Source organism: Corynebacterium sp. KPL4035 (assembly GCF_037908325.1).
Taxonomy (GTDB): Bacteria; Actinomycetota; Actinomycetes; order Mycobacteriales; family Mycobacteriaceae; genus Corynebacterium; species Corynebacterium kefirresidentii.
In genome coordinates, this window is record NZ_JBBMGF010000001.1 from 1 (window position 1) to 24,268 (window position 24,268).

Consider the following 24,268-nt stretch of genomic DNA (forward strand, 5'->3'; position numbering starts at 1 on the left):
GAGTTGTGGGGGCGGGGGTTGCCCCTGGGTGGGGGTATGAGTAAGCCCCCGAGGTGTGGTGGTCTCGGGGGCTGTTGTGCGCTTTTGTTTTAGAAGCCGGTGATGTTGCGGTTGAACTCGTTGAGTGCGTCTGGGATGAGGTATGGCAGGTTGCGTACGAAGAGGCTTGCCTGTTCGAGGATGTCCCAGCCGTTGGATACGGCGGTGTGTGCTGCTTCTTGTGCGTTGGATACGATGTCTGCGATCATTTTAGTTTCCTTTCTGGTTCGGGAGGTGGTTGCGCGCTTTTGGCGCGCGTTTTTCATCGTACATGAGTTGGTGGGGTGCGTGCCAAGTTGTGGTTTTAGTGGGTGTTTTGGGCTATTTTTTGGGCCATGTGTTTTTGGCCTAGTGGGGTGGGGTGTGCGATGAGATTGTGTTCAGGCATGCCGTAGTAGTTGGTGTTTCGTTGTTGTGGGGGTTTGCACCATCCTTCGGGGTCGTTTGGTGGGGTGATGTAGGTGGTGTGTGTTTCTTGTGCTGCTTGCTGGATGGTGTTGTTGACTTCGGTGAGGAAGCTGTTGATGTATTTGCGGTCGTTGAGGGAGAGGTAGCCGCTTTCGGGGCAGCGGTGTTCTGGGGTGGCTGCTGTGTAGTAGCCGGTGAAGAGGATTTGGGCTTGGGGGGCTCGTTTTTTGGTGTCGTTTGCGATGTCGATGAGGCGTTGTTTTAGGTTTCGGCCGGTGGTGTCGGGGTTGTGGATGCTGGCGTCTGTTATGGGTTTGGCGGTGGGGGAGCAGTCGGGGAGTCCGGGGATTTGGATGTGGGGTGCGCAGGCGGTGAACAGTGCTGCTAGTCCGGCGTCGTTTCCTCCGAGTGTGATGGTGACGAGTTTGGTGTCGGGTGTCAGGTGTTGTTTTTGTGGGGTTGGGGCGGTGAGGGGGAGTGCGTGGTGTTGGGGGTTGTCGTATTGGTAGGTGAATGCCCAGGCGCAGGAGGCGTCGTCGAGTTGTAGGTTGAGTTGTTTGGCTAGTTGGTGTGGGTAGTTGTCTTGGTCTTTGACGCAGGCTGGTGTGCTGCCAGGGACAGGTTGTGTGATTGTGCCGGTTGAGGCGTAGGAGTCTCCGAGTGCTATGTATTTGTCTCCTGGTTGGAGGGCTTGTGCTGTGGGGGTTAGGAGTGTGGTTGTGATTGTTGCGGTGGCGAGTGCGGCGCTTATTTTTGTTGGTTTCACGGGGGTTGTTCCTTTTTGCTGATGGGAAATTCCCGTGTGGTGGGTGTGGTGCACGGGAATTTGGGTGGGGTGGGGTCTATTTTGCGATATTTTTTCCGATGTATTGGCCGTAGGCGTGGGTGCCGTTGGCGTTGAGGTGGAGGGGTAGGTTTCCTGGTGCTGGTGGCAAGAGATCGATTAGGTTGACCCACCAGCGGTCTCGGGAGCAGTTGTCGTGTCCGGTGGACATCGGCTGTGCGTCTAGGAAGGTTGCGTCGTTTTGGTCTGAAACTTCGCGCAGGGTGTTTTGGACTCGTTTTTCATTTTCTGCAACGGCTGCGGCGGGTAGTGGAATGGTTGCTGATGTGAGGCAGGTGTTGGCGCCGTCGGATATGTGTGGGTAGCCGACGACGGTGATTTTGGCGTTGGGGGCGTTTTTGTGTGCTACTTGCAGTGCGCTGCGTAGGCCGTTTCGGATTGCGTGGTCTGATGCTTGGATGTCTTGTTTGTATGGGTAGGTGTCGTTGGCGCCGGCGACGATGACGACGTTTTTGGTTTGTGGGTTAAGGTCGCCGTGTTGTGCGGCTGTGCGAAGTGAATCGTCAATGTGGTGGCCGCCGGTTGCGAAGGAGGCGCCGGCGCATTGGTATTGGTCTACGTGGGCGCCGCCGGATGCATTTGCGATTTCGTCGGCGATGGAGCCGTCGGTGACGCAGCCTACTCCGGTGTTGGTTTTGGCGTTTGCCTTGTTTTTCCAGTAGTCGGAGAATGTTGGGTTGGCTACTACGCTGTCGCCGACTAGTACGGTGTTGCCTGGTGTGGCTGCGAGTGCGGTGGTGTTTCCTGCGGCCAGGGCGGTGGTGGTGGCTAGTATTGCTGCTGTGTATTTAGTGGGGGATTTCATCTTTAGTTTCCTTTTACTTTGCTGTTTGCTTGAGTTTCCTTTGTCTAGGATATCGGTTTTTCAGTGGAATGCCAGAATTTTGGTTTTGAGTGAAATGTTTTGAGTGTTGCTGGTGTGGTGATTGTGGTTAGTTGGCTAGTCCGGGGTGGGGTTGTTGTGGGAGGTGGAGGAGTTTTTTCTTTTTGTGTTTGCCGGTGCGGGTTTCTTGGGTGGTTTTGTTGGTGTGGCATTGGTGGCAGAGGACGCGGAGGTTTTCTAGGTTGTGGGTTCCGCCTTGGCTTATTGGGGTGATGTGGTCTACTTCGTGTCCTGGTTGTCCGCATTGTTGGCAGGTGTGGTTGTCGCGGTTTCGGATTTGTTGGCGTAGGTGGTGTGGTGTTCCTGGGTGGTGTGGGTTTTTGTTGCTCATGGTGGTTTAGAGGTCGGGTTTGATTGCTGTTGGTGCTGGGTGGTGGGGGATTTCTTCTGGGTGTGCCTGTCGCCATTCGGTGATGTGGCTGAGTGCGGAGTTGTACTTGTGGCTGAGTGTGTTGACGCGGCCGCGGAGTGTGTCCACTTGGTCCTGGAGATTGTTGACTCGGTCGGTGAGTTGATGGGTTTCTTGTTGGATGGTGTCGACGAATGCTTTCCATTCGGGGTAGCGGGTTTGTTCTTGGGTTTGTTTTTCTTTTGAGCGGGCGTTGATGGTGGCGGTGATCCAGGAGGCTATGCCGGTGATGGTGCTGGTGGTGCCTGTGGCGATGATGGTTGTTAGTGGTGTCATGGTGTGCCTCCTTTGCGTGTTGTTGGGTTATTGGGGCGGTTGTTGTGGGTTGGGTGCGGGGTGTCCGGGCGTTGCTCCTTGTGGAGTGGTGGGCGTAGCACGTGGTGGCGCAGGGGTGTGTGGGGTTGGTTGCGCCTCCTGTGGTGGCTGGGCTGGAGTGGGCCGATAGTCAGAGTGTTCGCCGGTGGTGATGGCGGCGAGGGCGCTGGCAATGGTGGCAGTGATACCACTGGTGTTTTGGAGCCAGGTATCAACTTGGTCGGGGCTGGCAATACCGAATGCGGTGACGGTGAGGGCGATGATACCGGTGATGGTGTAGATGGTTTGTCGGATGTACCAGGGGGAGTGGGTGATGCCGCGGTCGAGTTGGAATTGTTGTGGGTGGATGATGTTTTGTGCGTGCTTTGGCATAGTTGTTTCTCCTTTCTGGTGTGTACGGGGTTATTGGTTGAGTAGGTGTTTGAGGTCGTCGTGGGTGCCGCGGTAGGCGTTGATGTCTACGACTCCGGGGTATCCGGCGGCGTGGCCGTTGGAGCCGTATTGGAGGATGTCGGGGGTGTGGTCGCCGAGTGGGTAGTTCCAGCGTGGGCTGTCGTCGCCTGGGTAGAGTTGTGCGGCGGTGCCGTGACTGTTTTGAGCTCCGTAGTTGGAGACCCAGAGGGCGCCGAGGCCGTCCATGGAGGGTTCGCCGCCTATCATTTTCTCCCAGTACCAGGCGCCGGAGTAGATGCCGGGGACGGTGTAGCCGCGGCATTCGAGTTCGTGTTTTGCTGCCCAGACGTCGTTTCCGGAGAGGAGGGCGTTGCCTGAAGGGTCGATGGATTCGACGTCTATCCAGATGGGGAGGTCTTTGCGGCCTTGTAATTGTTGGTCGATGGTGTCGACTTGTTGTGCGATGGTGGTGCCTTCGGAGGGGGCGCGGAGGTACCAGTATCCGCTGGTGATGAGTCCTGCGTTTTCTGCGTCCTTCAGGTGGGAGTTGAAGATGGGGTCTTTGTAGGTTCCGTCGCAGATGCGGATGATGGCGAAGTCGTAGCCTTCTTGTTGTGCGGTGTGTAGGTTGAGTCCGTTGTTGTGTTCAGACACGTCGAGTGCGTACAGTGGCATGATTATTTTCCCCCTTGTTTTGTGGTTTTAGTTGTTGAGCCAGCTGTGTAGGGCTGGTGTGAGCGCTTCGATGGTGTTTCGGCCGGTGGTGTAGTCATCTGGGCCGAAGAAGAGCGCGTGTAGTTGGTTGGTGGCGTTGAGTATGGGTTGGTTGACGACCCATGCGCCTGGTGGTGTGTTGCGGTTTAGGCATACTCCCATGTTTTATCCCCCGTTGTGTGTGGAACTGGTGTTCCTGTGTGGTGATTTTACCCTATGAGGGTTTTGAGTCGTTTGGTTGTGGCGGAGATGTGTTTTTGGTTTTCGTTGAGTTGTTGTAGGGCGGATTGGCGGGGTTGTGCTTCGCCGACAGCTAGTTCGGTTCTGGGTGGTGTGCCGGGCGTGTGGCTGATGGTGGCTTCATCAATCCAGGTGGAGAGGTTCATGTTTCGCCATTGGATGCCGATTTGGTCGCCGACGTTTATTTCGTAGCCGAGTTGGTAGGGGCAAGTGTCGGTGAGTTTGAATGAGGCTGAGAGGTTGCCTTTGCCTTTGGCGAGTGCCTCAAAGGCTTGTTGTTGGCCTTCGATGGTGAAGCCTTCTCCGGAGGCGACAAGCTCGCGGCGTCGGTAGGGGCCGAGGTGTCGTGCTCTGCGGGTGGCTTGGTGGTGTGTGAAGGCGAGTAGTTTGTCTTCGGTGAGTTTGCCGGTGGCTTTTTCGAGTTTGTTTTGTAGGTCGTCGAGTTGTTTGTCGTTTCCGGGCCAGGCGTTTTTGGCTCCGGCGATGGCTCCGCCGACGAAAGTGGCGCTTGCTCGCTTCAACAGTTGGTTGATGGCGTTGGGGGATTTTCCACCGACGGTGACGTCTGCGTATTTGGAGCGGGTGATGGTGATGTCGCTGGTGGCGTAGTCGATGTGGGTGGGACGGAGCATGACCCAGGGTTTGTAGCCGTCTGGGTTGGTGCGGTCGCCGAGTCCGACGGTGGAGACGTTGTCTTCGGGGTCCCATTTGCGGGTGATGTTTTTGACGCCTTCGTGGACGTGTCCGGCGACTGAGGAGTCGTTGGTCAGTGGGATGATGTCGATGATGAAGGTAGGCTTCCACAGTCGGGTGTGGGTGGAAAATGGTTGCTTGTCCCAGGGCATCCAGAGTGTAATGGTCAGACGGAGTCCGGCCGCGTCGAGTGTTTCTTTTGTTAGGTCTGCTAGTGAGTCGAAGCGAGCGGCAAGCACGGTCCAGGCGGTGGTGGTGGATTTGTGGAGTGGATTGACCATAATCGGCCAGTCGGCGTAGTCGCGCCAGGCGATGGGGGACCAGGGGTCGGCGTCGGGGAGGAGGTCGAATTGGTAGAGGCGGCGTAGGTTCATCAGGATGAATGTTTTAATGACTCGGAGGGAGTCGCCGGCGCGGACGTCCATGTATTTGGGTTGGATGGCTTTGATGGCTAGTGGGTTGGATTCCATGACGAGGTAGTTGGTCAGGTCGTGGATGGAGGTGCCGGTGATTTCGACGGTGGGGTTGTGTTGTTGTGCGTGGTCGATGATGGTGTCGACGAAGTAGGTGTAGCGGGTGTGGCCGTATTCGATGACGAGGAATTGTTGGATGTCGGTGAGTTTGCGCAGGGTGGAGTTGGGGTCTCCGTCGAAGGCTAGTGGTGGTATGAGGAGGTCGACGATGGGGTGGTTGGTGGGTACTTCGAGGGTGACGGTGCCGGCGTCGTTGACTTTGTCGTTTGCTTTGAGTTGGGTGTAGCCGGTGATGATGGTTTGTGGGGTGAGGTATTTGTCAGTCAAATAGACGAATGGCGTGTGGTCGTCCCGATGCCGTTGCCCAAGTGCGACCATTTGCGCTATTTGATGTTCCTGCATTGCTTACTATTCCTCCTGTTTGTGACCATGGTTGTATGTATTCGTTGCGCCATTTGATGTGGCATTTGTGGCAGTCGATGGCGGTGGCGTCGCCGGGCATGATGGGGCGTGTCCAGGCGACTCCTCGTAGTGTGGCCCAGGCGTTGTGGTTGGGGTAGCCGTGTGTGTCGGTGATAAGGCCTCCGGTGTCGGGGTTGGTGTGGTAGATGAGTCCGGTGGCGCCGAGTGCTGGTGGGAGGATGATGAGTCCGTTTTTGTCTTCGGTGATGCGGGCTGTGAGGCCTTTCCAGTGGATGGTGGGCCAGAGGGGGAGTTGTCCGGTGTTTTCGATGGTGGTGATGCCGGTGGAGGTGTGTTCTGGGCCGAAGTATCGGCCGTCTTGAGCGGTGAGGTGTATTTCGAGGGTGGTGGTGTCTTTGGGGGCGGTTTCTTCGGGAAGTCCGATGGGGGACTCGAGGTGGACGAAGAGTTGGAGTTCGGGTTGTCGGGGTTGATGGAACGTGAGGAGGGCGGGTTTGTAGAAGTCGAGGCCGTCGAGGAAGCGGCGGATAGTGGTTTCAGTGGTCAGTTCGGTGGTGTGGGTGATGCTGACTGTCAGTGTTGGGGTGATGGGCTCTGGGGTGGCCGTATCGTAGGTGTGGGTGGGGAAGTGTTGGGTGGTTAGTACTGGGTGGTCGGATAGTTTTCCGGTGGTGCCGGAGATTTTATGTAGGGTGACGCCTTCGTCTCCTTCCCTGTGGCCGGCGAGGTGCCAGGTGTGGCCTTTATAGTCGGTTAGTTGGATGTCCACTGTGCTTTCCTCCTGCTAGACGACCATTGGGGTGGTGAAGGTGTTGATTTTGACTCCGCGTTCGAGTGCTTCGATGCGGCGTTGATAATCGTCGAGGGCTTGGTTGACGCCGCGGCGTACATCGTCGGAGGAGACTTCCATATTGTCGCCGTTCATGTTGAGGTGAACTTCGACAGGTGGGAGTGTAGTTTTCCCGGGGTCGTCGGAGGTGCCGGCGACAGCGACTTTGACACGGCCTTGATTGTCAAGAATGTCTGGGGCGTTGGCCCCGTCGATTCCCCAGGGGGAGCCGAGGTCGTCGGTGATGTCGGCGAGTACGTCGCCGAGGAATTGTGAGCCCCATTCGATGGGGGCGCCGACGCGTTCTTCTTGACCGTTAAGCCATGCTTCGACGCCTTCTGAGAAGGTCTGAGCGGTGGCGTCCAGGTGCTTGGCGGCATAAGTAATGCCTTCAGCGAAATTAGTCATCTGTTGGGAGTTAAGTACCCATTCTGATTGGCCGGACGTGTTGACTGCAACAGAGTTATTGGGGAGTACACCACCGGAGTCGCGTAAGAATGCAGGTAGTACACCGCCGTTTTTGTAGCCTCCGGCGCGGTCGTAGGCCGCGGAGAGAGAACCGTAGGTAGCCATGGCGTAGTTCATGGAGGAGCGGATGTTGGCTTCCGGGTCCCAAATGTCGTCGAATCCGGGGTCTTTGTAGGATTGGAATGTGGGGTCGATGGTTTGCATAAGTCCCTTGGATGGGGTGCCGTTGACGGCGTTGGAGTCCCAATCGTTGATGGCGTGCGGGTTGCCTCCGGATTCTTGTTGCATGCGGCGCAGCACGGTATCGACGAGGGAGGCGGGCTGGCCTTTTTCTTTCAACAGGCGGGTGACAAGTCCGCGATACTTGTTGACGTCGCCGCCGACGCTTAAGTGCTCCTTGACCTTTTTGGCTACAGCGGCGACTTTGTCTTTGAGCCAGTTCCATGCGTTGTCGGCGCCTTTAGTCAGATAGGCGGGTGCGACGGATTTGGCTAGGTCGGTGCCGCTGCTGATGCCGAGTTTGTCTTTAACAGCGTTGATTTTGCCATCGAAGAGTTTCTTTGCTGCGTTGGCGAAGTCACCACCGAGCTCGATGGCTTTGTTGATGACGTCGTCAGTGACGTTCCATGCTTTGCCTGCTGTGGATTTGATGGCGCCGATAACACCGCCGTCAGCGAAGGAGCCGGAAAGTCCGGTGCCTTTTCCTGCTTGTGCTGTAGCGTTCATTCGTGCGACTGCTGCTGGGCCGCCGACTGCTCTGGTCCATTCTGGGCGCATGATGGCCTCACCACCGGATAGGTTGAGCGTTCCGCCGGTAGGCGAGAAGAAGGTGTGTATGTCGCGGCCTGGGGTGTAGCCGGGCATGACGCCACCGCTGGCGAAGCTAACCTCAGGAAGCTCGTCTACACCAGTTACCTTGGATACAGCGTTCCATGCGGGGCGAATGCCGTTGTTGTAGGCGACGTTGGCAATTTTGCCGGCAATTGACTTAATAGTTTCCCAGACACTGTTCCATGCGGATTTGATTCCATCAGCGGCTTTTTCAAACCATTGCTTAACTTGGTCGACCCCTTGCTTCATGCGGTCGAAAGCAGGACGAACGTGTGCATCGACAATCCCTTTAATGAAGTCTGACATGTGTTGCCAGGCAGGAAGAAGGACGTTGTCAATAATGGCCTTGATACCGTCGACAACCATGTTCCACACGGCTTTAATCCCGTTAAATACTGGCTGAATAGCGTTATTCCAGATAGCGGACAGGAATTGGCTCATCGCGTCCCACGCTGGGATAAGTACCGTATCGATGAGGGCCTTGATGCTATTTACGACAGCTTCCCAGAGCTGCTTTATCAGGTTGAGGATTGGTTGGATAGCTGCTTCCCATAGGAAGTGCACTGCTTGTGCGACAGCGTCCCATGCGGGTTTGAGTACGTTTTCCCACAGGGCTTGAATGCCGGTTACGAGTAGCTCCCAGCCTGCTTTGATGGCCTCGAACCCCACCATCACTATGGACTTAACCAGCATGAACTGCATCATGATAGGTGTCAGAAGTGCCGTGATGATGTAGGGCGCTACCTGCTGGATAACTGCCCACGCTTTCGAAAACCACTCACCAATAGCCGAAAATACAGGCTGAATCCATTCCCAGAAGCTGCGGAGCGCGTCACCAATCTTCGACAAGATTTGATGCCCGACCTCGGTCTTTGTCAAAAAGAGTGTAATGCCTGCAACGACGGCGGCAATAGCTGTGACAATAAGGCCAATTGGGTTTGTGTCAAAAATAGCCGCCAACAGTGCAGGCAAGGTACGCAGCCCAGTGAAGATGATGCGCCCGACCTTAATGATTCCGCCCAAAGCCTTACGGAATCCCATAAACCCCTTTATCGCAGGGCCCAACTTCGGCCCGAATGATGCGATAATGTCGCCGCCTGCCTTAAACGCCTTAAACCCGCGAGTGATCGGCGTAATGACTTTAGCCCACGTCATAAACCCACCAGCAGCCGCAGCAGCCAATCCTGGGTGCTTGGCCATCTGGTCGGTGAGCATCTCAATGGCCGGGACAACCACGTTAGAAATCAGCGGCGCGAGAGCATTTAACAGGTCGACAATAGCAGGCAGACTACCGACAGCAATAGAGCCCATGGCAGTGACGATGGAAGGCAGAATAGGTGCGATGGCGCTGAGAAGCTGGGCTACTGAACTGCCTAGTTGTTCAACTGCAGGCCATGCTTGGACTGCTAAATTCCCCATCGACGTGAACGAATTCATCACCGAATTAAAATCAATGTTCGAAATCGCGTCGAACATTTTCGGAATGACTTCATCGGCCAGGTGGTCAAATATTGGGGCGATTTTGTCCGAAAGCTGTTCAGCGAAATCACTAATCTGCGGGGTGATGTTGTCAAAGCCATCCGCCAATGCGTTAAAGACGGGAATCATTCCATCGTAGAAAGGCTGGATGAACGCTGCGGTCACGTGGGATGCGAACGCGGCCATGGTGTCAAAGGAGCCTTTGAATGTTTCGCGTTGCTTTTGGGCGGCGCCATCGAACATGTCGTTCATGGCGTTAGAAAAGTCCTCGAATGAGACCTTGCCCGAGCTAATCATGTCGGTGACTTCTTCTTTAGTCACGCCCATCTGGTCGGCGAGTTTTTGCTGCAGGCCGATTCCTCGGTCCATCAACTGGGCCATAACTTCACCGTCAACGTGGCCGCGGGCAGCAACCTTGGACCAAATAGAGCCCATCTCGCCCATAGAAACACCAGAATGAGCAGCAGAGTCGGCAACACGGCTTAGCGTGTCCTGAAGGTCCTGCCCCGGCTTAATGCCCGAGCTGAGCATGACAGAGGCAACCTGGGCGGTATCACCCATGAGGAAGGAGGTGCCCTCAATGGACTTATTGACATTGCCCATAATCTGGTCGATGTCTTTGCCCTTATAGCCTAGGCCCTCGAGGGCTTTTTCTGCCTTGTCAGTCGAAGCAAGGCGGTTAAACCCATCACTAAAGGCTTTACCCGCGCTGACACCAGCAGCGGCGGTGGTGGCTACAGCACCAGCTTTCATCGTCTTCTTCAGACCACTGGTGATTTTGCCACCCATCTTCTCGCCCCACGAGCTAGAAGGGCTGACCACAGCCTTATCAATCTGCTTGCGTACCTGGGAAAAATCTCCCATTTTCGGCACGATACTGACCCAGCCGGTACCAACATCGAAGTTTGCACCCATGCTTAACCCCCGTCAACGCCAGGCCAGTCATCGCCTAGCCATTCGTCCATTTCTTGCTTGGTAAGTCCTTCTGCCTGAATTCCAGCAGTTTCGGTTTTCTTGTCGTCGACTCCGGGGCGGGGGATAGGCTTAGGCTTTTGCCCCTTACCTCCCCAAGCACTCATCGCCTGCTGGTCAGCAATATGCGCCAGGAGCTGATTGGTAAGGTTCCATTCCCAGTCCTTCTTTTGTGCATTGCGCACCAGCGCCGAGTCTGGGCCAGCGGTGGCAATCAAAGCGATGGCATCATTCCACGTGACACGGTCTGTGCCGTCGTTTATCCACCGCCAGCGTATACCGGCTTCGATGAGTTCCCTTTCGACTGCCATAGAAAATCGGGTGTCGGTGTCCACGGCGTCGATTAGGGAGACGATTTCGCCAAGGCTAGCTTTTGTCGCCGCCTTCGCTCCAGTCCTGCATGAACGTGTTGAACTCGTCCATGCGCATGTTATCGATGACATCGAGGGTGCCGTCATCAGACTTGTCGGCGGCGCGCTCAAGAATCATCCAGGAGAAGTCTTCATCATCAAGGCCGTCTCGCTTGGCGCGGCGGCGGTCGCCGACGGTGATGATGGAGTCAATCGGCGGCAGGCTGATTTTGTCACCGTTGTTTGTGGTGTAGTTGAACCAGTTGTCTGCGGTTGTGGTGTTTTTCTTGGCGTTCTTCTTTGCAGCCATAAGAAACAATGCCCCGAATCGAATACGTGTTTTACATGCGGACTTGCGCAGTCTCCTACCTTGCTGGAAGGAGACTACTGCAATCCTTGCACCCTCATGATAGCAGCACTTATGTACGGCTGTTTACGGCCCAAAGCTAGCTAGCAACCATCCCAAACCGGCTGCGATTGCGAAGTAAGCCAAAATGAGTACAGCGACAATTGGGATAAAGGAATACAGGTACACAAGCACGATTGCTACCGCAAGGCCAGTTGACGCCATGAAACCAGTAACAGCCCCAGCAACATTGAGGACAACCACTAAAGCCACGAGGCCAATAGATACTGCAGCCACAACCGCTAACTGACCGATAATCCACAGTCGCAATAGTCGCCCCACCGGCGAATGCCGGGTGAGAAGGTTGAAAATATCCAACGGAATACCCACCAGTGGGAACGCAATCGTATTGACAACACGCAGATAAATCGGCACCAGGCTTAAGATGAGGATAAGCCCAGATACGGCAATAAACGTGACAGTCACAATGCCGGCAATTGCCACTCCTGTCACACGGTTGAATAGTGTCAGCGCCAGCGAGCCCAAAACAACACCCAAAAGACCTACCACCGCCGCGAAAACCGCAATGGATGAAATAAGGTCAACGGCCCGAATCGTATGCGAGATACTTGCCACCGTGACAATCAACAGGGCAGCAGACAAAATCAACACAGCCCACACGATGATGGGAGTAGCCGCGACGACCGCGGCCAAACGGGCACGGCGGAAGAGGCGCCTGCCAACACGCATCGGTGTACCGGCAACAACGAATGCAACCGAAGCGGCAAGAACAAGACCAGCCACCACCGGAAGCAGTCCAGCTAAGGGGGATAAAAGAACCCTCGGGTGAGTGGCAAGCATGCCCACAAACGTAGCTGCAGACAAGAACAAAATAATCGCGCCCGCCACACCAGGAACAATCGTCAACGCCGCCGCTGCAAACGTGACCGCAATTGTCAACAAAGATACTTTAGCCAGAATCCTCCACGGCTGAGCCAACTTTCGCGCGGCCAGCAGCATTGGTACACCCACAAACATGGTCACGAAGGCAGAAATCATCAACCCTAGACCAAGCCGCTCCAACTTTTGGACCTTCATCCACGGGAAGGCACCAGCGATAACTCCAGCGTCCAAGAGTAAGTGGCGTGCCCCGCGGGCAGTAGCAAGTGCGACCACAATGGCAGAAACAACGGTAGCAATACTACTGAGGGCGAACTTTGGCCACTTCTTAAGACGTTGCCCAACCCACGTGAGAACAACAAGTGCAGCGATGACAAAACGATGATTCACGCCCAGCACAATTGCAACAGGGGTAAGCAAGCGAGCAGCAATGATAGGAAGCTTCCAGCCCATCCATCGCGCTGCCGCAATAACGCTCGAGGCGAGAATACCTACCATAAGCGGGAGGATAGGGCGGAGAATACGCCCAATAATCCCCCGCGTACGAGCGACGACATGCGCTAGCGCGACTCCCAACGTAGTGACAGTGTCGATGCCGAAAGCATCCAAGAAAGTCCACGGAAGGACAAAAGGAGTCAGTAGGCGGCGAAGCACACGTTGAGGCTTAGCCACTATATAGCCCACAAGCATGATTACCAACTGGGCGATGCCCAAATTTCCTGCACCGCCAGCGACGAGCCAAATGGTATTCGTTGCCGGATTAGCTGGTCCACCAGCCGCAGCCCACGCAGCCCACGCCGCTGCTGACACCCCACCGTAAGCGGCCAAAAGGAACCAGGCAACAGCTTGTACGCTGATGCTGTAAAGATTCCACTTCAGCAAGAAAACATTCACCGACAGTGGAATCACTATGCGATACAGCAGTCCCCTGTAAGGCAGAAACACCACAGGAAGCGTCAACAACGCCACCAGCAGTATTACTGCAGAAACTATGCCAATCACAGTGGTGCCTACAGCACGCAGTGGATATAAAAACCGGGTCGGTGCAGCGAAAAACGGAATAAAACCTACAGCAACAACAGAGCGCACTACCTGAACGCCCTGAAGCACCAGCCGGATAATCCACGGTCCAATTCCCGCGAAAACACCAGTAGCCATAAACCCGACGCCGGCAAGCATGACACCCGCAGTTACCACGCGCAGCAGCAATTGGCCGGCACCACGCAGTCCAGTCACTATTAAGGACAGCTGATGGCCGATAAACAGCGCTACAGTAACACCCACCGTGGCGAAAGCTGCCGCTACGGCGGCGCCAGCAGCAATCACCGGCGGCGCTAAAATCGGCAGAAGCAAGATTGTGGCAACCGCCGTGGCCACAAACGACAAAGCAACAATAGCCCCCAACGCCAACAACACCGGAGCGACTGCCTTCTTCAAAAGCGGAAACGCCGCCACATTCGACGCCACCCATGCCACAGAAGCCACATAGAAAATAATCGACGCCGGAATAGCAATAAGTGCTGTCACAAATGCAGTTGCCCCAGAGCCAGCTACCGGCAACAAAGCCCCTACGGTGGAAAACAGTAAAAACAGTACCGCCAAAACAAAGCGTACTAACGGACGAATAACCAGCATTGCCGTCTGAAGCTGCTTACCTGCAAGCCGTGCCGTTACCAGTGACCGGAATGCCAATACCTGCATAATCGGCAACGACACCGCAACCGCAGTGACCACCGGCGGAATAGAGTGCACACGGAACCGCAACAAACGCAAAACCGCCAACGCGGTGCCCGCCCCAATGAGAGGTAAGAACACCCCACCAACAACCACCGTGCGAACCAAATTCAACAACAGTGACCGGCCTGACATAGTAGAGCTGCGAAGCATCAAAAAGATAATGAGCCCCACAACAGTAGAGGCAAACAACGCCACAATGACGAACGTCGTCACAGCAATAGCAACCGCAACAACCGCTTTCTCCACACCGGTCAAACGCAAAGGCTGCGTAACCCGCAGTAAAATACGAGCCTTCGTCACCACCATCAGAACGATTGCAGCTAATGCTGCGAGATGAGCTAAAGCCCATCCTGCAGCCACAAACAGAACAATGGACTTCAATGTAACCGGCAACGCGCCAGCAATAACAACAAGTGGGAAATCTAAAATGATGAACTTCGCACCATTGACCACCGACCAAAAAATAAACAACGCCGCCAGCGGATGCCCAGTCAGAAGAGCAATCACAATCAAGTCCGCCGCCCACGGCAGCACCACTCCGCTGAGCCCAAAGCCGAAAAACTTCAAGGCCACAACCAGCATGCCCAACAACAGTCCCGCGGTCGATAAAGCAACCGGAACTGCAAGCAATGGTTTGCCAAACACCAACAGCACCAACGTCAACGCCACCCCGGCCGCCAAAGCCATCACCGGCAACGCCAACATCGCACCCACAAGAATCAAATCCTGTGTCGAAAGCTGTGCAATAGCCTTATTGACGCCATCAAGAAACGCATCCCACGCCCCAGTAAGCTGTGGAAGCACCTGCCCCAAATTCAAAGCATTCAACGCACCAATCCAGCCCTGGCCAATGTCACTAGCCACCGCAGTAACCAACAAACCCACGTCATTGGCAAGAGCAGGAGGATTCGACCAGTCCGTTAAAAACCTGTTCGCAATATCGCCATACTGAGCCGGGTCCAGCGCACCAATAAAGGCATTCCACGCCTTCACAAGATTCGACGGATTGAAAACACCCCAATTATCCCGAACAATGTCAACAACCGTGCCCCACAGCTGTTGCGCCGCGCGGTAGAGATTACTACCCGCACGAGCAATATCCGACAGAATCTCACCCGAGCTCATGCGCTTGATGAAATCCCCGGAAATATCATTCCAGCGGCGCATCGCATCACGAATGAACTCATTAACGTCGGTGATGTTCTGCCTGTTCAAAAAGCCACGCAGCGCGTTACCAACCATCTTTCCAACATCGCCAGACATCTGGCCCAAACGCCCAGCCCACGCACGAATAGGCCCAGCCCACTGTGAAAAACCAGCAGAGGACACCAGATCGGCCAAAGCATCACCCAAAGCAGGGAAATTCACCGACGCAATCGCATTATCAATCAGATAGTCAACATCACCACGCATAATGGCGTCAAGCCAATCCTGCCAATTCGCCCCCGCCGTCGACAGGAAATCACCAATAGCCTGCTGCACATCACCATTAGCCAAGCCAGCAATAAAGCCACCAACGCCAACACTCGACCACAGTGTGGCAATCTTCTTCAACGCATGCGCCACCGACTTACTCCGCCGGCGCAGCCACGACATTGCATGGTCAAAAGCCGCGCGAAAGTTATCCAAGTTAGCGCCGCTAATAAGGTCCCGCGGAGCCCAATCCGCAATGATGCGCAGCAACTCTGAATCAGTCATATCCGCAACCGTGTGCTCGACACGATTAATCAACTGATCCACCGCATCCAACAATGACCTCTCAGAAAGACGAGAAATAATATCCAGAGCAGTAGACACATTCACCCGGATAGCACCAAGATTCGTCAACCTGCCATCACCGGTAAAATAGTCCACCCACTCGCGTACCTTGCCAGCGAACGCAAAAGCCGGCCCTATATCGTCGCGCCCGGTAGGCTCCTGAGGATTCCTATCCACCAGACGGTACAAACACACACCATTCGCATCCGGCGTACACGACAGCGTCACCACACTGCCAGCCAACTCACTGCGATTAAACGCCTGCGAATCAATCGACGTCACCACCGCACGCGGGACAAACAAACGCACACGCTGCCCATCAGAAGCCAACAAATCAAAACTCAACGAACGATAAGGCAACGCCCCATCAAGTCGCTCCTCAACCCTCACACGCGAAGAATCAAACAACTCTTTGACGCCACCATCAGGGTGAGTCAGCCGCATCACCGCCGAATTCCCCAACTCCATAAAAGCCACAGACAGGCTCACCCCATCCGGTGAGGAGACAGTACTCATCGACAAACCAGACCACGATTTAGACTCCTCAGTATCTACCGACGCATCGACAGACACACCATCAGCAGATACATAACCCGCAGGGGCCATCCCGACGCCTGGAAGCCGACGCAATGGCTCACTCGCCGATAAAGGCACCGCAAAAGGACTCGACACCGACCGGCCAATCCACGCACCACCACCGGCCGAAACATTCGGCACACCATGGACAAGATTCCCCCGATTACGCATAAAACCCCCAAAATAGCGTCACAACACTTACACCAGTATAAAACACGGTTCTTACTACTCTGCCCGATAGGCGCCATCTCGCACACAGCTCCTATAATCTTCGCAAGGAGTCTCAGCCTCCCAAAATACGAAGGTCCCACTAACCAAACGATTACTTCGTGCAATCAGAAAGATTGTGCATTAGCAAAGTTTCAAGAAACAACAGGAGAAAGCATTGACTAATCCCGAAGACCTACGTGCATGGAGGCGTGCTCGACTGGCCCGAAACGATGACCTACTTACCCAAGAAACCGACATCGAAAAGGAGCTCAGGCACTACACCTCCGTGTTCGAAGAAAAAGTGGTGTACTGCAACGCTGAATCCTCAAAAGAATCAAGCTTTGTCCGCTACTTTCAAAACCATTTCCATCAACTTAGACTCAAGAAACTTATTGCAACAGGACCTTCCAATTATAGGCGCCAAGGAAGCCTATACATTTACGATGGAGACAACGGCTCAGAATGGAAGTTAACGAAAAACGGCGACTTCCGAAGCGACGAATGCTTGGAATTTCTTTATCAATCCGACATTGTGGTCACTCACCCATCATATTCCCTGGCCCACGATTACCTCAACTATATGGAGATATTTCGGAAAAATTTTCTATTCATATCGCATATTGATTCAATCAAACGCAAGGACGTATTTAAGCTATTCCAAAATGGCCAACTATGGTTGGGCTACAATTCCGACCACGATTTCTCAGGTTTCGTATTACCGGAAAAAATAAAAGTCCTGAAAACTTACCCAGGGTACAACCAAAAAGGCAACCGAATTATTACTCCAGAAAGCTTCATATGGCTGACCAACATTGACCACCTTAAACGCCACCAACCCATTCCACTGACCAAGACCTGGGCGCACAATAAATCTCTCTATCCGAGATACGACAACCTCAACGCTTTAGACATCCCCAACACTGACAACATACCCTCCGACTACACCGGGCTCATGGGCGTACCAGTCACGTTCCTAGCCGACTACAGCCCAGAACAATTCCACCTAGTCGACTACAACACAGGCCACGATGGAGAACCCTTATCCCTAAACGAAGAACTCGTCGAACCACGCATCATTATCGAACGAAACTAACCCTCTAGAATCAACATACTAAAATGCCAACAACGACCACCGCCTTCGACCGCGCCACTATTCGCCACAACCTCACCGAATTCAAACTCCGGTGGCTTGCCCACATTAAACAGTGGAAGGCGGAAAACCGTCTCGCGACCGAGTCGAGTCACGACCAACAATTCTGGGGCGACCTACTCGACTGTTTCGGTGTCAACGCCCGCGATTTGTACCTGTACCAACGCAGCGCAAAACGCGCCTCAACCGGGCGCACCGGCAAAATCGACATGTTCATGCCCGGCAAAGTCATAGGTGAGGCCAAGTCCCTCGGCGTCCCACTCGACGACGCCCACGCCCAAGCCCTCGATTACCTGCTGGGCGGTACTATCGCGAACTCGCACATGCCGGCCTACGTAATCTGCTCCAACTTCGAGACCCTACGAGTAACCCGCCTGAACCGCACCTATGTCGGCGATAGCGCAGACTGGGACATCACATTCCCTTTAGCGGAGATTGACGAGCACGTCGACCAACTTGCGTTCCTCGCCGACTATGAAACCACCGCCTACCGGGAAGAAGAAAAGGCGTCCCTGGAAGCCTCCCGGTTAATGGTTGAGCTGTTCCGCGCCATGAACGGCGACGACGTCGACGAGGAAGTAGGCGATGACGCTCCCACCAATCCAGACGAAGAAGACGAGCGCGTCATGCGCACCTCTATCTACCTCACCCGTATCCTCTTCCTTCTCTTCGGCGACGACGCAGGACTCTGGGATACCCCGCACCTATTTGCCGACTTTGTGCACAATGAAACCACCCCAGAAACGCTCGGCCCACAGCTCAACGAGCTATTTACCGTGCTCAATACTGCCCCAGAAAAGCGGCCTAAGCGTTTGCCGTCAACGTTGGCGAAATTCCCGTACGTCAACGGTGCCTTATTTGCTGAGCCGTTGGCCTCGGAGTACTTCGACTACCAGATGCGTAAAGCCCTGCTTGCTGCCTGCGACTTCGACTGGTCGACTATCGACGTCTCTGTCTTTGGTTCGTTGTTCCAGTTGGTGAAATCGAAGGAGGCCCGCCGCAGCGACGGTGAGCACTACACGTCTAAGACCAACATCATGAAGACCATCGGGCCGCTTTTCCTAGACGAGCTTCGGGCTGAGGCGGACAAACTAGTGTCTTCTCCGTCGACGTCGGTGGCCGCGTTGGAGCGCTTCCGTGACTCTTTGGCCGAGCTGGTCTTTTGCGACCCAGCCTGCGGCTCAGGAAACTTTCTCCTAGTGGCCTATCGGGAACTGCGCCGGATTGAAACAGACATCATTGTCGCTATCCGCCAACGCCGTGGTGAGACTGGTATGTCGCTAAATATTGAGTGGGAGCAGAAGCTATCAATTGGGCAGTTCTACGGCTTCGAGTTGAACTGGTGGCCTGCCAAAATTGCTGAGACTGCCATGTTCCTTGTAGACCATCAGGCCAACAAGGAGCTTGCCAACGCTGTGGGTAGGCCTCCTGAGCGGTTGCCGATTAAGATTACCGCACACATTCACCATGGCAACGCCCTGCAACTTGATTGGGCAGACATACTCCCAGCTTCTGCCACCAAGACCTATATCTTCGGCAACCCACCGTTTTTGGGGCATGCGACGAGAACTGCTGAACAAACTCAAGAACTCCGAGACTTGTGGGGCACTGAGGATATATCACGCTTGGACTACGTCACGGGCTGGCATGCGAAGTGCTTGGACTTCTTTGAGTCCCGAGAAGGTCGTTTTGCGTTTGTCACCACCAATTCAATTACTCAAGGCGATCAAGTGCCACGGCTGTTTGGCCCTATCTTCAAAGCAGGGTGGCGTATTCGTTTCGCTCACCGCACGTTTGCTTGGGACTCTGAGGCACCCGGTAAAGCTGCTGTTCACTGCGTTATTGTTGGTTTCGATAAGGAGAGTCAACCACGTCCACGTCTGTGGGATTATCCCGATGTAAAGGGCGAGCCAGTCTCAGCGGAAGTAGGCCAGTCCATTAATGGCTATCTGGTTGACGGCCCTAATGTTCTTGTCGATAAATCCCGGCATCCTATTTCGTCGGAAATATCGCCCGCAACCTTCGGAAATATGGCGCGAGATGGCGGCAACCTTCTAGTTGAGGTAGACGAATACAACGGGGTTATGAGTGACCCCGTAGCGGCAAAGTATGTTCGTCCTTTCCGGGGTAGTCGAGAGCTAATGAACGGCTTAGATCGGTGGTGTCTATGGCTTGTAGATGTAGCACCGTCAGACATTGCTCAGAGTCCGGTGCTGAAAAGGCGTCTAGAAGCAGTCAAAGCTTTCCGGGCCGACAGTAAAGCGGCAAGTACACGGAAAATGGCTGAAACTCCGCACTTATTCGGCCAGCGGTCGCAACCGGATACTGACTACCTTTGCTTGCCGAAGGTAGTAAGCGAACGCCGCTCGTATTTCACCGTACAAAGGTATCCATCAAACGTAATTGCTTCTGACCTGGTATTTCATGCTCAAGATCTAGACGGCTTGATGTTTGCGCTAGCGTCGTCGTCGATGTTCATCACATGGCAGAAAACCATCGGCGGCAGACTTGAATCGCGAATCCGCTTTGCTAATACCTTGACGTGGAACACTTTCCCTGTGCCAGAGTTGGACGAGAAGACGCGCCAGCGCATTATTAAAGCAGGCAAGAAGGTGCTCGAAGCTCGCGCGCTGCGCCCAGAACGCTCACTGGCCGAGCACTACAACCCCCTTGCAATGTCCCCGGAGTTGGTTAAGGCTCACAACGCGCTTGACCGAGAAGTAGACAAAGCCTTTGGCGCTCCACGCAAACTTACTACCGAGCGCCAGCGCCAAGAGCTACTGTTTGTTAGCTACGCCGAGTTAACCAAGAAGTAAGGGGCCGAAGGAGGATTCCTTCAGCCCCTTGGCTCCATGGACATTATTCCCTAAATAGTCAACGCACCAACGACCAGGTACGCGACCACGGTTAACGCTACCACATCGCCGATAAGAACGCCCGGCTTCAACGCCAGCGGAGTCAACACAGTCTTCAGCACCCGCCAGTTAGCGAACAAACCAGCCGCCAAAGTCTCCACGCCACGCAGGCCCAAGCCACGAACCGGCAAATGACCCAACTGAGGAACGCGAGACAGCAAGAACACGTTGAAGAGGATACGGCCAATATTCAGCCCATTGAGAATCTTCAACAGGTTATTGCCACGCACCGCAACGCGAATCGGAGTAGACAGAACAAGGAAGTCCACCGCAGCACGAACAGCCTTGACCACGGCCTTAGTGTTAAACGCTGTCAGCGCGTTAATAAGCACCTCGTTAAATACGTGCAGCAGCGCCTGACGTACCTCATGGTGATTAAACATCTGAAGTGCGACAACAATAAACGGAAGCTTCTTCGCCGCCTTAAACTGCGCGATAACCGGAGCAGCCAAAAGACCCTTACCCGCGGTAAACAAGCCCTTGACCACAGCAGCCTTTAAGGCCACACCCAAATCAACAATGCCCTTGACCGCCTCAGCGCCCTGGGCAACAACAGAGCCCGCTGCCAAAGCCACAGCCAGCAAAGGAGATAGCCCCTCAGCAGCCTTCACAGCCTTGTGCACAGCCTCATCAGCGCCCAAGGAAGCCAACTCGCCAATAAGCTTGCCGCCACGCTCAGTGACAGCGTCAAAGTGCTTCGCCAGCTCATCAAGCTCATCCTGCCGCAGCTCAGCCAAAGCCTCCAACACATGGCCAGGCAGTGCACCACCAGGCAGCTTCTTAACCACCTGTGCAATCGGTGCCGAAGCATTCAGCGTATCCAACGCCTCAGCAAAGTCACGGGCAACAGAACGAATCTCAGAAAGGTCAGAGACCTTCTCCAGACCAAGGTCCTTCAGCTGGCCCTCAAGCCCATCAACCAGCTCGTCAGCTGCAGCCTTGAAATCCGCAACCTTCTTCAACGGGTCCGGCTCATGAATCGCAGTATCAATATTGGCCTTGAGCGTATCCAGAACTTCCTGCCCACTTTCGGCCTCACCAACAAGAGTAGAAACAGCCTTTTCCACTTCACTGCGAGTATCGTCACCCAGGTTCAGCAGTGCGCTAGAAGCCTGGGTGAGTGCGTCTGCCATTTCGTGTGGAATAACGCCGGCCGACTCGAGGCGGTCCACCAGGGTAGTGGGGTTGAACTCACCATAGGTATCGCGGTCAGTGTACTTGTATTCCATTACTTTTCCTCCTTGGTGTCCTCGTTGAATGCGCGCAGAATGTCCACGAGGGCAGCACCGATTGGCTGGGCGGAAGAGCCGATTCCAGTGACCAAGTCCGTGAGCTTCTTGCGGTCAGCCTCTGGAAGAGCATCGAACTTGCTTACTAGTTCTGGGAAGCCATCGCCCGGGGTGATTCCGTCAAAGAGCTTCTTTGCGTAAGAAGAACCAACAAACTCATCCACTGCGGAACCGACCTTGCCGGCGTGGTCTGCTAGCTCCTTGACACGCTCGGCAGCCTTCTCCGGCAGAATGTCAGTATCACCGAACTGCTCGGAGACTAAGTCGTGCAGGCGAGTCTTGGCGTCTTCGATGCCCTTAATGGCAGAAGGGACGCCGGTGCCTGGGAATACCAAGGGGCCGCCGAGAATCTGCTTGAGGTCATCTACGAGCGTCTTTGCGTCTTTGACGGTGCGGCCCAGCATGGAGACCTGCTGCGGAATGGACTCGGAAATCTTGTCGATGATGGTATTGAAATTAGAGAACATGCCGGTAAGAGAATCGGCGGTGTCCTTTTCCACTCCGCCTTCCTGCTGCAGGTCGCGGATGGAGTTAGTGATTTGAGAAAGTAGGCTATTCTTATCAGCCATGAAATATTCCCCCAAAATGTAGTGTTTAAAATTACCCGAATAGGTGAGTGTTTAGATGATGCCGCCGGTCAGGTCATCAATTGTTTGACGTCCGCCGGAGCCAGTCAGCAGGTCTACAACTGCTTGGGCCCAACGATTGTGACGATTCAGCGGAGTAAACGGTAGTGCTTCCACGTCCTTAATCAGCGTGGCGGCGTCCTTGCCCTCCAACAGGTCGGAAATCAGCTGCAGCACATCGTCCACGCCGTTAAGCGGTGCCAGGTGCGTAGTGAGCTTTTCGATGAAATCAAGGTTCAATCCGCCCTTACCGTCAATGAGCGAGTAGAAAAGACCCGCAACCAAGTCCGGCGAGATTGGCAGACCATTGAGAGCATTACGGACAATGTCTTCAATTTCTGCCAGGGATACAACCGGTAGCCCATCATCTGGGAAGCGGTCATCAGTATCCTTCTTGACGTTGCGGCGGTCAATGTAGGTGTAGAGGTTGTTTCCCTTTTCATCCGGGAAGCACTCAATCGTGGCGTCGAAGCCTACGACTTCTCCTCGCGAGAACACCTGGTCGTCGAGCTCGGTGACGCGACCATTCGGGATGAACAAGCGTCCCTTCAGGTCTTCGCCGCCGTGAATGTCAAAGATGAATGAGCGATAGGGAGTCTCCGTCGCGTTATCAATCATCTGGACTGCTCGTCCATCATGACGGGAACGGAAGTTGCCTTCGCCCATAACAGCAGTAGCCACATGAGAATTGACAATCTCGTGGAACTTGCACTTGATTTGCACCGAGTGGTTGGATTGCAGCACTGCCATGGTGTCACCATCCCAGTCCATGACCTTTTCGGTGTCACGGTCGACAGTCTTGGTTAGTCCGTCCTCGCTGATGTAGCCAGCCGGGCTGAATTTGTTGACTGCCGGCAGTGAAGCCACCCTGACAGAGGCAGAGTGTGGCGTCTGTAGCGGGTTGATGCCCGCCATGCCAATCCATGCGGCGCCGCCGCTTTTGACCTCGGGCGCGCCGACAACAATGTTTTGTCGCATACGTGACATGCGAATTCCCCCAATTTTTTACCCCGAGTAACCACCCTAAGCAGGGCAGTTACCACGTATTATACATGAAAATTACTTAACTTAACGCTGTCCATAATGTGCCCGCGCCCTGCCACCGCACCGCAGATGGTCTATCTGGGTCAGGGAAAATATACGGGTCGGTATCAGTATCCCAATCCAAAATATCCCCCTCAGCACGGTAAGAAACCTCCATACCCTCCAGACAGGCCGACAGTAAGTCCACGCAGTACTCATCGTCGGTGCCGTAGACCTGCAGCATGATGCGAGTGCGGTCCGTCACCGGTGTCTCTCGGTCAGGAGCAGCAGCATCAACCCGAACCATAGGCCCATTAAGCTCATCCGGAACCTTGGTCGCTACATACACTCCGTCGAACTCGGAACCTTTAAGCCACCGCTTTAAGCATGAGACAACAATCGCAGACGGATGCCGCATCACTTAAGCCCCCTTCTTCGGTGACTTCGACGCGACTGGGTAGGCGCCTACGGCCTTTTGCAAAGCATTATGCTTTTTCTCGTGACCGTAGGCCTCCCAGTCATACGGAGTCGGCACGATAAGCGCACGCCACCTACGATGACCAGGTTCCGCTTCCTTGACGACGTAGTGTTCGCCGACCTTCGACCGGAACTCCTCGGCTTTGTTATCAACCAGATGCTTAGTCTCCGATGATTCCTTGAGCACGCGATTAAAAAACTGGTGATTCATCTTGAACTTAAAGCTGTCAGCCACGCTCAACCCCCTCAAAAATACGCAGCTTATACTCCGCCAAACCCGGGTCCCACCACGGTCCGTGCGTGAAATCATGCCCACCATCGGCAATCACGAAATCCACACCACCCAAGTGGATGACATCACCGGCAGATACATCACCAGGAATCGCAAACAACGCCCCAGCCCAATCCACACGACGAATATCCTTATCATCCGGACCATGCTCGGCAGACTGATCAATAGACCAACCAGCAACCCGCACAACCTGAGGACCACCCCAT

At 54.5% G+C, this 24,268-nt stretch carries 22 protein-coding genes; 2 read left to right on the forward strand and 20 right to left on the reverse strand.

The window, feature by feature from the left end; translation table 11 throughout:
* Nucleotides 1-89: 89 nt before the first annotated feature.
* The 14 genes from WMP96_RS00005 to WMP96_RS00065 all read right to left on the reverse strand — a co-directional run bounded on the left by WMP96_RS00005 (nucleotide 90) and on the right by WMP96_RS00065 (nucleotide 16,221).
* Nucleotides 90-248, reverse strand: coding sequence for a hypothetical protein (locus WMP96_RS00005; protein ID WP_239208943.1), 159 nt, complete (start codon nucleotides 246-248; stop codon nucleotides 90-92).
* A 95-nt stretch (nucleotides 249-343) separates the two neighbouring features.
* Complete coding sequence (locus tag WMP96_RS00010) at nucleotides 344-1,213, reverse strand: SGNH/GDSL hydrolase family protein (protein ID WP_340431732.1); 870 nt, start codon at nucleotides 1,211-1,213, stop codon at nucleotides 344-346.
* 76 nt (nucleotides 1,214-1,289) lie between these two features.
* Complete coding sequence (locus tag WMP96_RS00015; protein ID WP_023021066.1) at nucleotides 1,290-2,096, reverse strand: GDSL-type esterase/lipase family protein; 807 nt, start codon at nucleotides 2,094-2,096, stop codon at nucleotides 1,290-1,292.
* Between the two features lie 127 nt (nucleotides 2,097-2,223).
* On the reverse strand, nucleotides 2,224-2,505 hold the full coding sequence (locus WMP96_RS11710; protein ID WP_034655465.1) for an HNH endonuclease: 282 nt from the start codon (nucleotides 2,503-2,505) through the stop codon (nucleotides 2,224-2,226).
* A 6-nt stretch (nucleotides 2,506-2,511) separates the two neighbouring features.
* On the reverse strand, nucleotides 2,512-2,859 hold the full coding sequence (locus WMP96_RS00020; protein WP_023021067.1) for an MbeD/MobD family mobilization/exclusion protein: 348 nt from the start codon (nucleotides 2,857-2,859) through the stop codon (nucleotides 2,512-2,514).
* 27 nt (nucleotides 2,860-2,886) lie between these two features.
* Complete coding sequence (locus tag WMP96_RS00025; RefSeq protein WP_301716485.1) at nucleotides 2,887-3,270, reverse strand: hypothetical protein; 384 nt, start codon at nucleotides 3,268-3,270, stop codon at nucleotides 2,887-2,889.
* Nucleotides 3,271-3,300: 30 nt separating this feature from the next.
* Complete coding sequence (locus WMP96_RS00030; protein WP_340431736.1) at nucleotides 3,301-3,966, reverse strand: glycoside hydrolase family 25 protein; 666 nt, start codon at nucleotides 3,964-3,966, stop codon at nucleotides 3,301-3,303.
* 27 nt (nucleotides 3,967-3,993) lie between these two features.
* Nucleotides 3,994-4,167 (reverse strand): hypothetical protein, encoded by a 174-nt coding sequence (locus WMP96_RS00035; RefSeq protein WP_023021070.1) that lies wholly within the window; start codon nucleotides 4,165-4,167, stop codon nucleotides 3,994-3,996.
* A 47-nt stretch (nucleotides 4,168-4,214) separates the two neighbouring features.
* The gene (locus WMP96_RS00040) at nucleotides 4,215-5,738 is read right to left on the reverse strand and encodes a Gp37-like protein (protein WP_301716484.1); all 1,524 of its coding nucleotides are present in this window, start codon (nucleotides 5,736-5,738) and stop codon (nucleotides 4,215-4,217) included.
* On the reverse strand, nucleotides 5,731-6,603 hold the full coding sequence (locus WMP96_RS00045) for a hypothetical protein (RefSeq protein ID WP_301716483.1): 873 nt from the start codon (nucleotides 6,601-6,603) through the stop codon (nucleotides 5,731-5,733). The genes WMP96_RS00040 and WMP96_RS00045 overlap by 8 nt, the downstream gene beginning before the upstream one ends.
* Before the next feature lie 15 nt (nucleotides 6,604-6,618).
* Nucleotides 6,619-10,305 carry a tape measure protein gene (locus WMP96_RS00050; RefSeq protein ID WP_340431738.1) on the reverse strand — a complete coding sequence of 1,229 codons (3,687 nt, stop codon included), beginning with the start codon at nucleotides 10,303-10,305 and terminating at the stop codon, nucleotides 6,619-6,621.
* 53 nt (nucleotides 10,306-10,358) lie between these two features.
* Nucleotides 10,359-10,724 (reverse strand): hypothetical protein, encoded by a 366-nt coding sequence (locus WMP96_RS00055; RefSeq protein ID WP_284799396.1) that lies wholly within the window; start codon nucleotides 10,722-10,724, stop codon nucleotides 10,359-10,361.
* Between the two features lie 55 nt (nucleotides 10,725-10,779).
* Nucleotides 10,780-11,073 (reverse strand): hypothetical protein, encoded by a 294-nt coding sequence (locus WMP96_RS00060; protein ID WP_284799398.1) that lies wholly within the window; start codon nucleotides 11,071-11,073, stop codon nucleotides 10,780-10,782.
* Nucleotides 11,074-11,196: 123 nt separating this feature from the next.
* Nucleotides 11,197-16,221 carry a hypothetical protein gene (locus WMP96_RS00065; protein ID WP_340431743.1) on the reverse strand — a complete coding sequence of 1,675 codons (5,025 nt, stop codon included), beginning with the start codon at nucleotides 16,219-16,221 and terminating at the stop codon, nucleotides 11,197-11,199.
* Between the two features lie 244 nt (nucleotides 16,222-16,465).
* On the opposite strand from WMP96_RS00065, the gene WMP96_RS00070 reads away from it, so the two are divergent.
* Together WMP96_RS00070 and WMP96_RS00075 are read left to right on the forward strand one after the other, a co-directional pair.
* Nucleotides 16,466-17,383: an adenine-specific methyltransferase EcoRI family protein gene (locus WMP96_RS00070; RefSeq protein ID WP_340431745.1), complete on the forward strand. Its 918-nt coding sequence runs from the start codon at nucleotides 16,466-16,468 to the stop codon at nucleotides 17,381-17,383.
* A gap of 23 nt (nucleotides 17,384-17,406) precedes the next feature.
* A complete protein-coding gene (locus WMP96_RS00075) occupies nucleotides 17,407-20,256 on the forward strand; it encodes a DNA methyltransferase (protein ID WP_340431747.1) in 2,850 nt (949 codons plus the stop codon).
* Nucleotides 20,257-20,306: 50 nt separating this feature from the next.
* Here the strand turns inward: WMP96_RS00075 and WMP96_RS00080 are convergent, their stop codons facing one another.
* The 6 genes from WMP96_RS00080 to WMP96_RS00105 all read right to left on the reverse strand — a co-directional run bounded on the left by WMP96_RS00080 (nucleotide 20,307) and on the right by WMP96_RS00105 (nucleotide 24,249).
* Entirely contained in the window at nucleotides 20,307-21,584 is a 1,278-nt protein-coding gene (locus WMP96_RS00080) for a hypothetical protein (protein WP_239208844.1), read from the reverse strand.
* Nucleotides 21,584-22,213, reverse strand: coding sequence for a hypothetical protein (locus tag WMP96_RS00085; protein WP_301716478.1), 630 nt, complete (start codon nucleotides 22,211-22,213; stop codon nucleotides 21,584-21,586). The genes WMP96_RS00080 and WMP96_RS00085 overlap by 1 nt, the downstream gene beginning before the upstream one ends.
* A 51-nt stretch (nucleotides 22,214-22,264) precedes the next feature.
* A complete protein-coding gene (locus tag WMP96_RS00090; protein WP_301732208.1) occupies nucleotides 22,265-23,257 on the reverse strand; it encodes a phage tail tube protein in 993 nt (330 codons plus the stop codon).
* Nucleotides 23,258-23,333: 76 nt separating this feature from the next.
* Nucleotides 23,334-23,714 (reverse strand): hypothetical protein, encoded by a 381-nt coding sequence (locus WMP96_RS00095; protein ID WP_301716476.1) that lies wholly within the window; start codon nucleotides 23,712-23,714, stop codon nucleotides 23,334-23,336.
* Nucleotides 23,715-24,005 carry a hypothetical protein gene (locus WMP96_RS00100; protein ID WP_239206718.1) on the reverse strand — a complete coding sequence of 97 codons (291 nt, stop codon included), beginning with the start codon at nucleotides 24,003-24,005 and terminating at the stop codon, nucleotides 23,715-23,717.
* Nucleotides 23,998-24,249, reverse strand: coding sequence for a hypothetical protein (locus WMP96_RS00105; protein WP_239208836.1), 252 nt, complete (start codon nucleotides 24,247-24,249; stop codon nucleotides 23,998-24,000). Before WMP96_RS00105 ends, WMP96_RS00100 begins: the two co-directional genes overlap by 8 nt.
* Nucleotides 24,250-24,268: the final 19 nt, after the last annotated feature.

Bases quoted from the DNA above. Each gene is read 5' to 3' on its own strand.
- WMP96_RS00025 (WP_301716485.1), bottom strand. From the start codon at position 3,270: ATGCCAAAGCACGCACAAAACATCATCCACCCACAACAATTCCAACTC.
- WMP96_RS00005 (WP_239208943.1), bottom strand. From the start codon at position 248: ATGATCGCAGACATCGTATCCAACGCACAAGAAGCAGCACACACCGCC.
- WMP96_RS00015 (WP_023021066.1), bottom strand. From the start codon at position 2,096: ATGAAATCCCCCACTAAATACACAGCAGCAATACTAGCCACCACCACC.
- WMP96_RS00030 (WP_340431736.1), bottom strand. From the start codon at position 3,966: ATGCCACTGTACGCACTCGACGTGTCTGAACACAACAACGGACTCAAC.
- WMP96_RS00055 (WP_284799396.1), bottom strand. From the start codon at position 10,724: ATGGCAGTCGAAAGGGAACTCATCGAAGCCGGTATACGCTGGCGGTGG.
- WMP96_RS11710 (WP_034655465.1), bottom strand. From the start codon at position 2,505: ATGAGCAACAAAAACCCACACCACCCAGGAACACCACACCACCTACGC.
- WMP96_RS00035 (WP_023021070.1), bottom strand. From the start codon at position 4,167: ATGGGAGTATGCCTAAACCGCAACACACCACCAGGCGCATGGGTCGTC.
- WMP96_RS00090 (WP_301732208.1), bottom strand. From the start codon at position 23,257: ATGTCACGTATGCGACAAAACATTGTTGTCGGCGCGCCCGAGGTCAAA.
- WMP96_RS00085 (WP_301716478.1), bottom strand. From the start codon at position 22,213: ATGGCTGATAAGAATAGCCTACTTTCTCAAATCACTAACTCCATCCGC.
- WMP96_RS00050 (WP_340431738.1), bottom strand. From the start codon at position 10,305: ATGGGAGATTTTTCCCAGGTACGCAAGCAGATTGATAAGGCTGTGGTC.
- WMP96_RS00080 (WP_239208844.1), bottom strand. From the start codon at position 21,584: ATGGAATACAAGTACACTGACCGCGATACCTATGGTGAGTTCAACCCC.
- WMP96_RS00060 (WP_284799398.1), bottom strand. From the start codon at position 11,073: ATGGCTGCAAAGAAGAACGCCAAGAAAAACACCACAACCGCAGACAAC.
- WMP96_RS00075 (WP_340431747.1), top strand. From the start codon at position 17,407: ATGCCAACAACGACCACCGCCTTCGACCGCGCCACTATTCGCCACAAC.
- WMP96_RS00020 (WP_023021067.1), bottom strand. From the start codon at position 2,859: ATGACACCACTAACAACCATCATCGCCACAGGCACCACCAGCACCATC.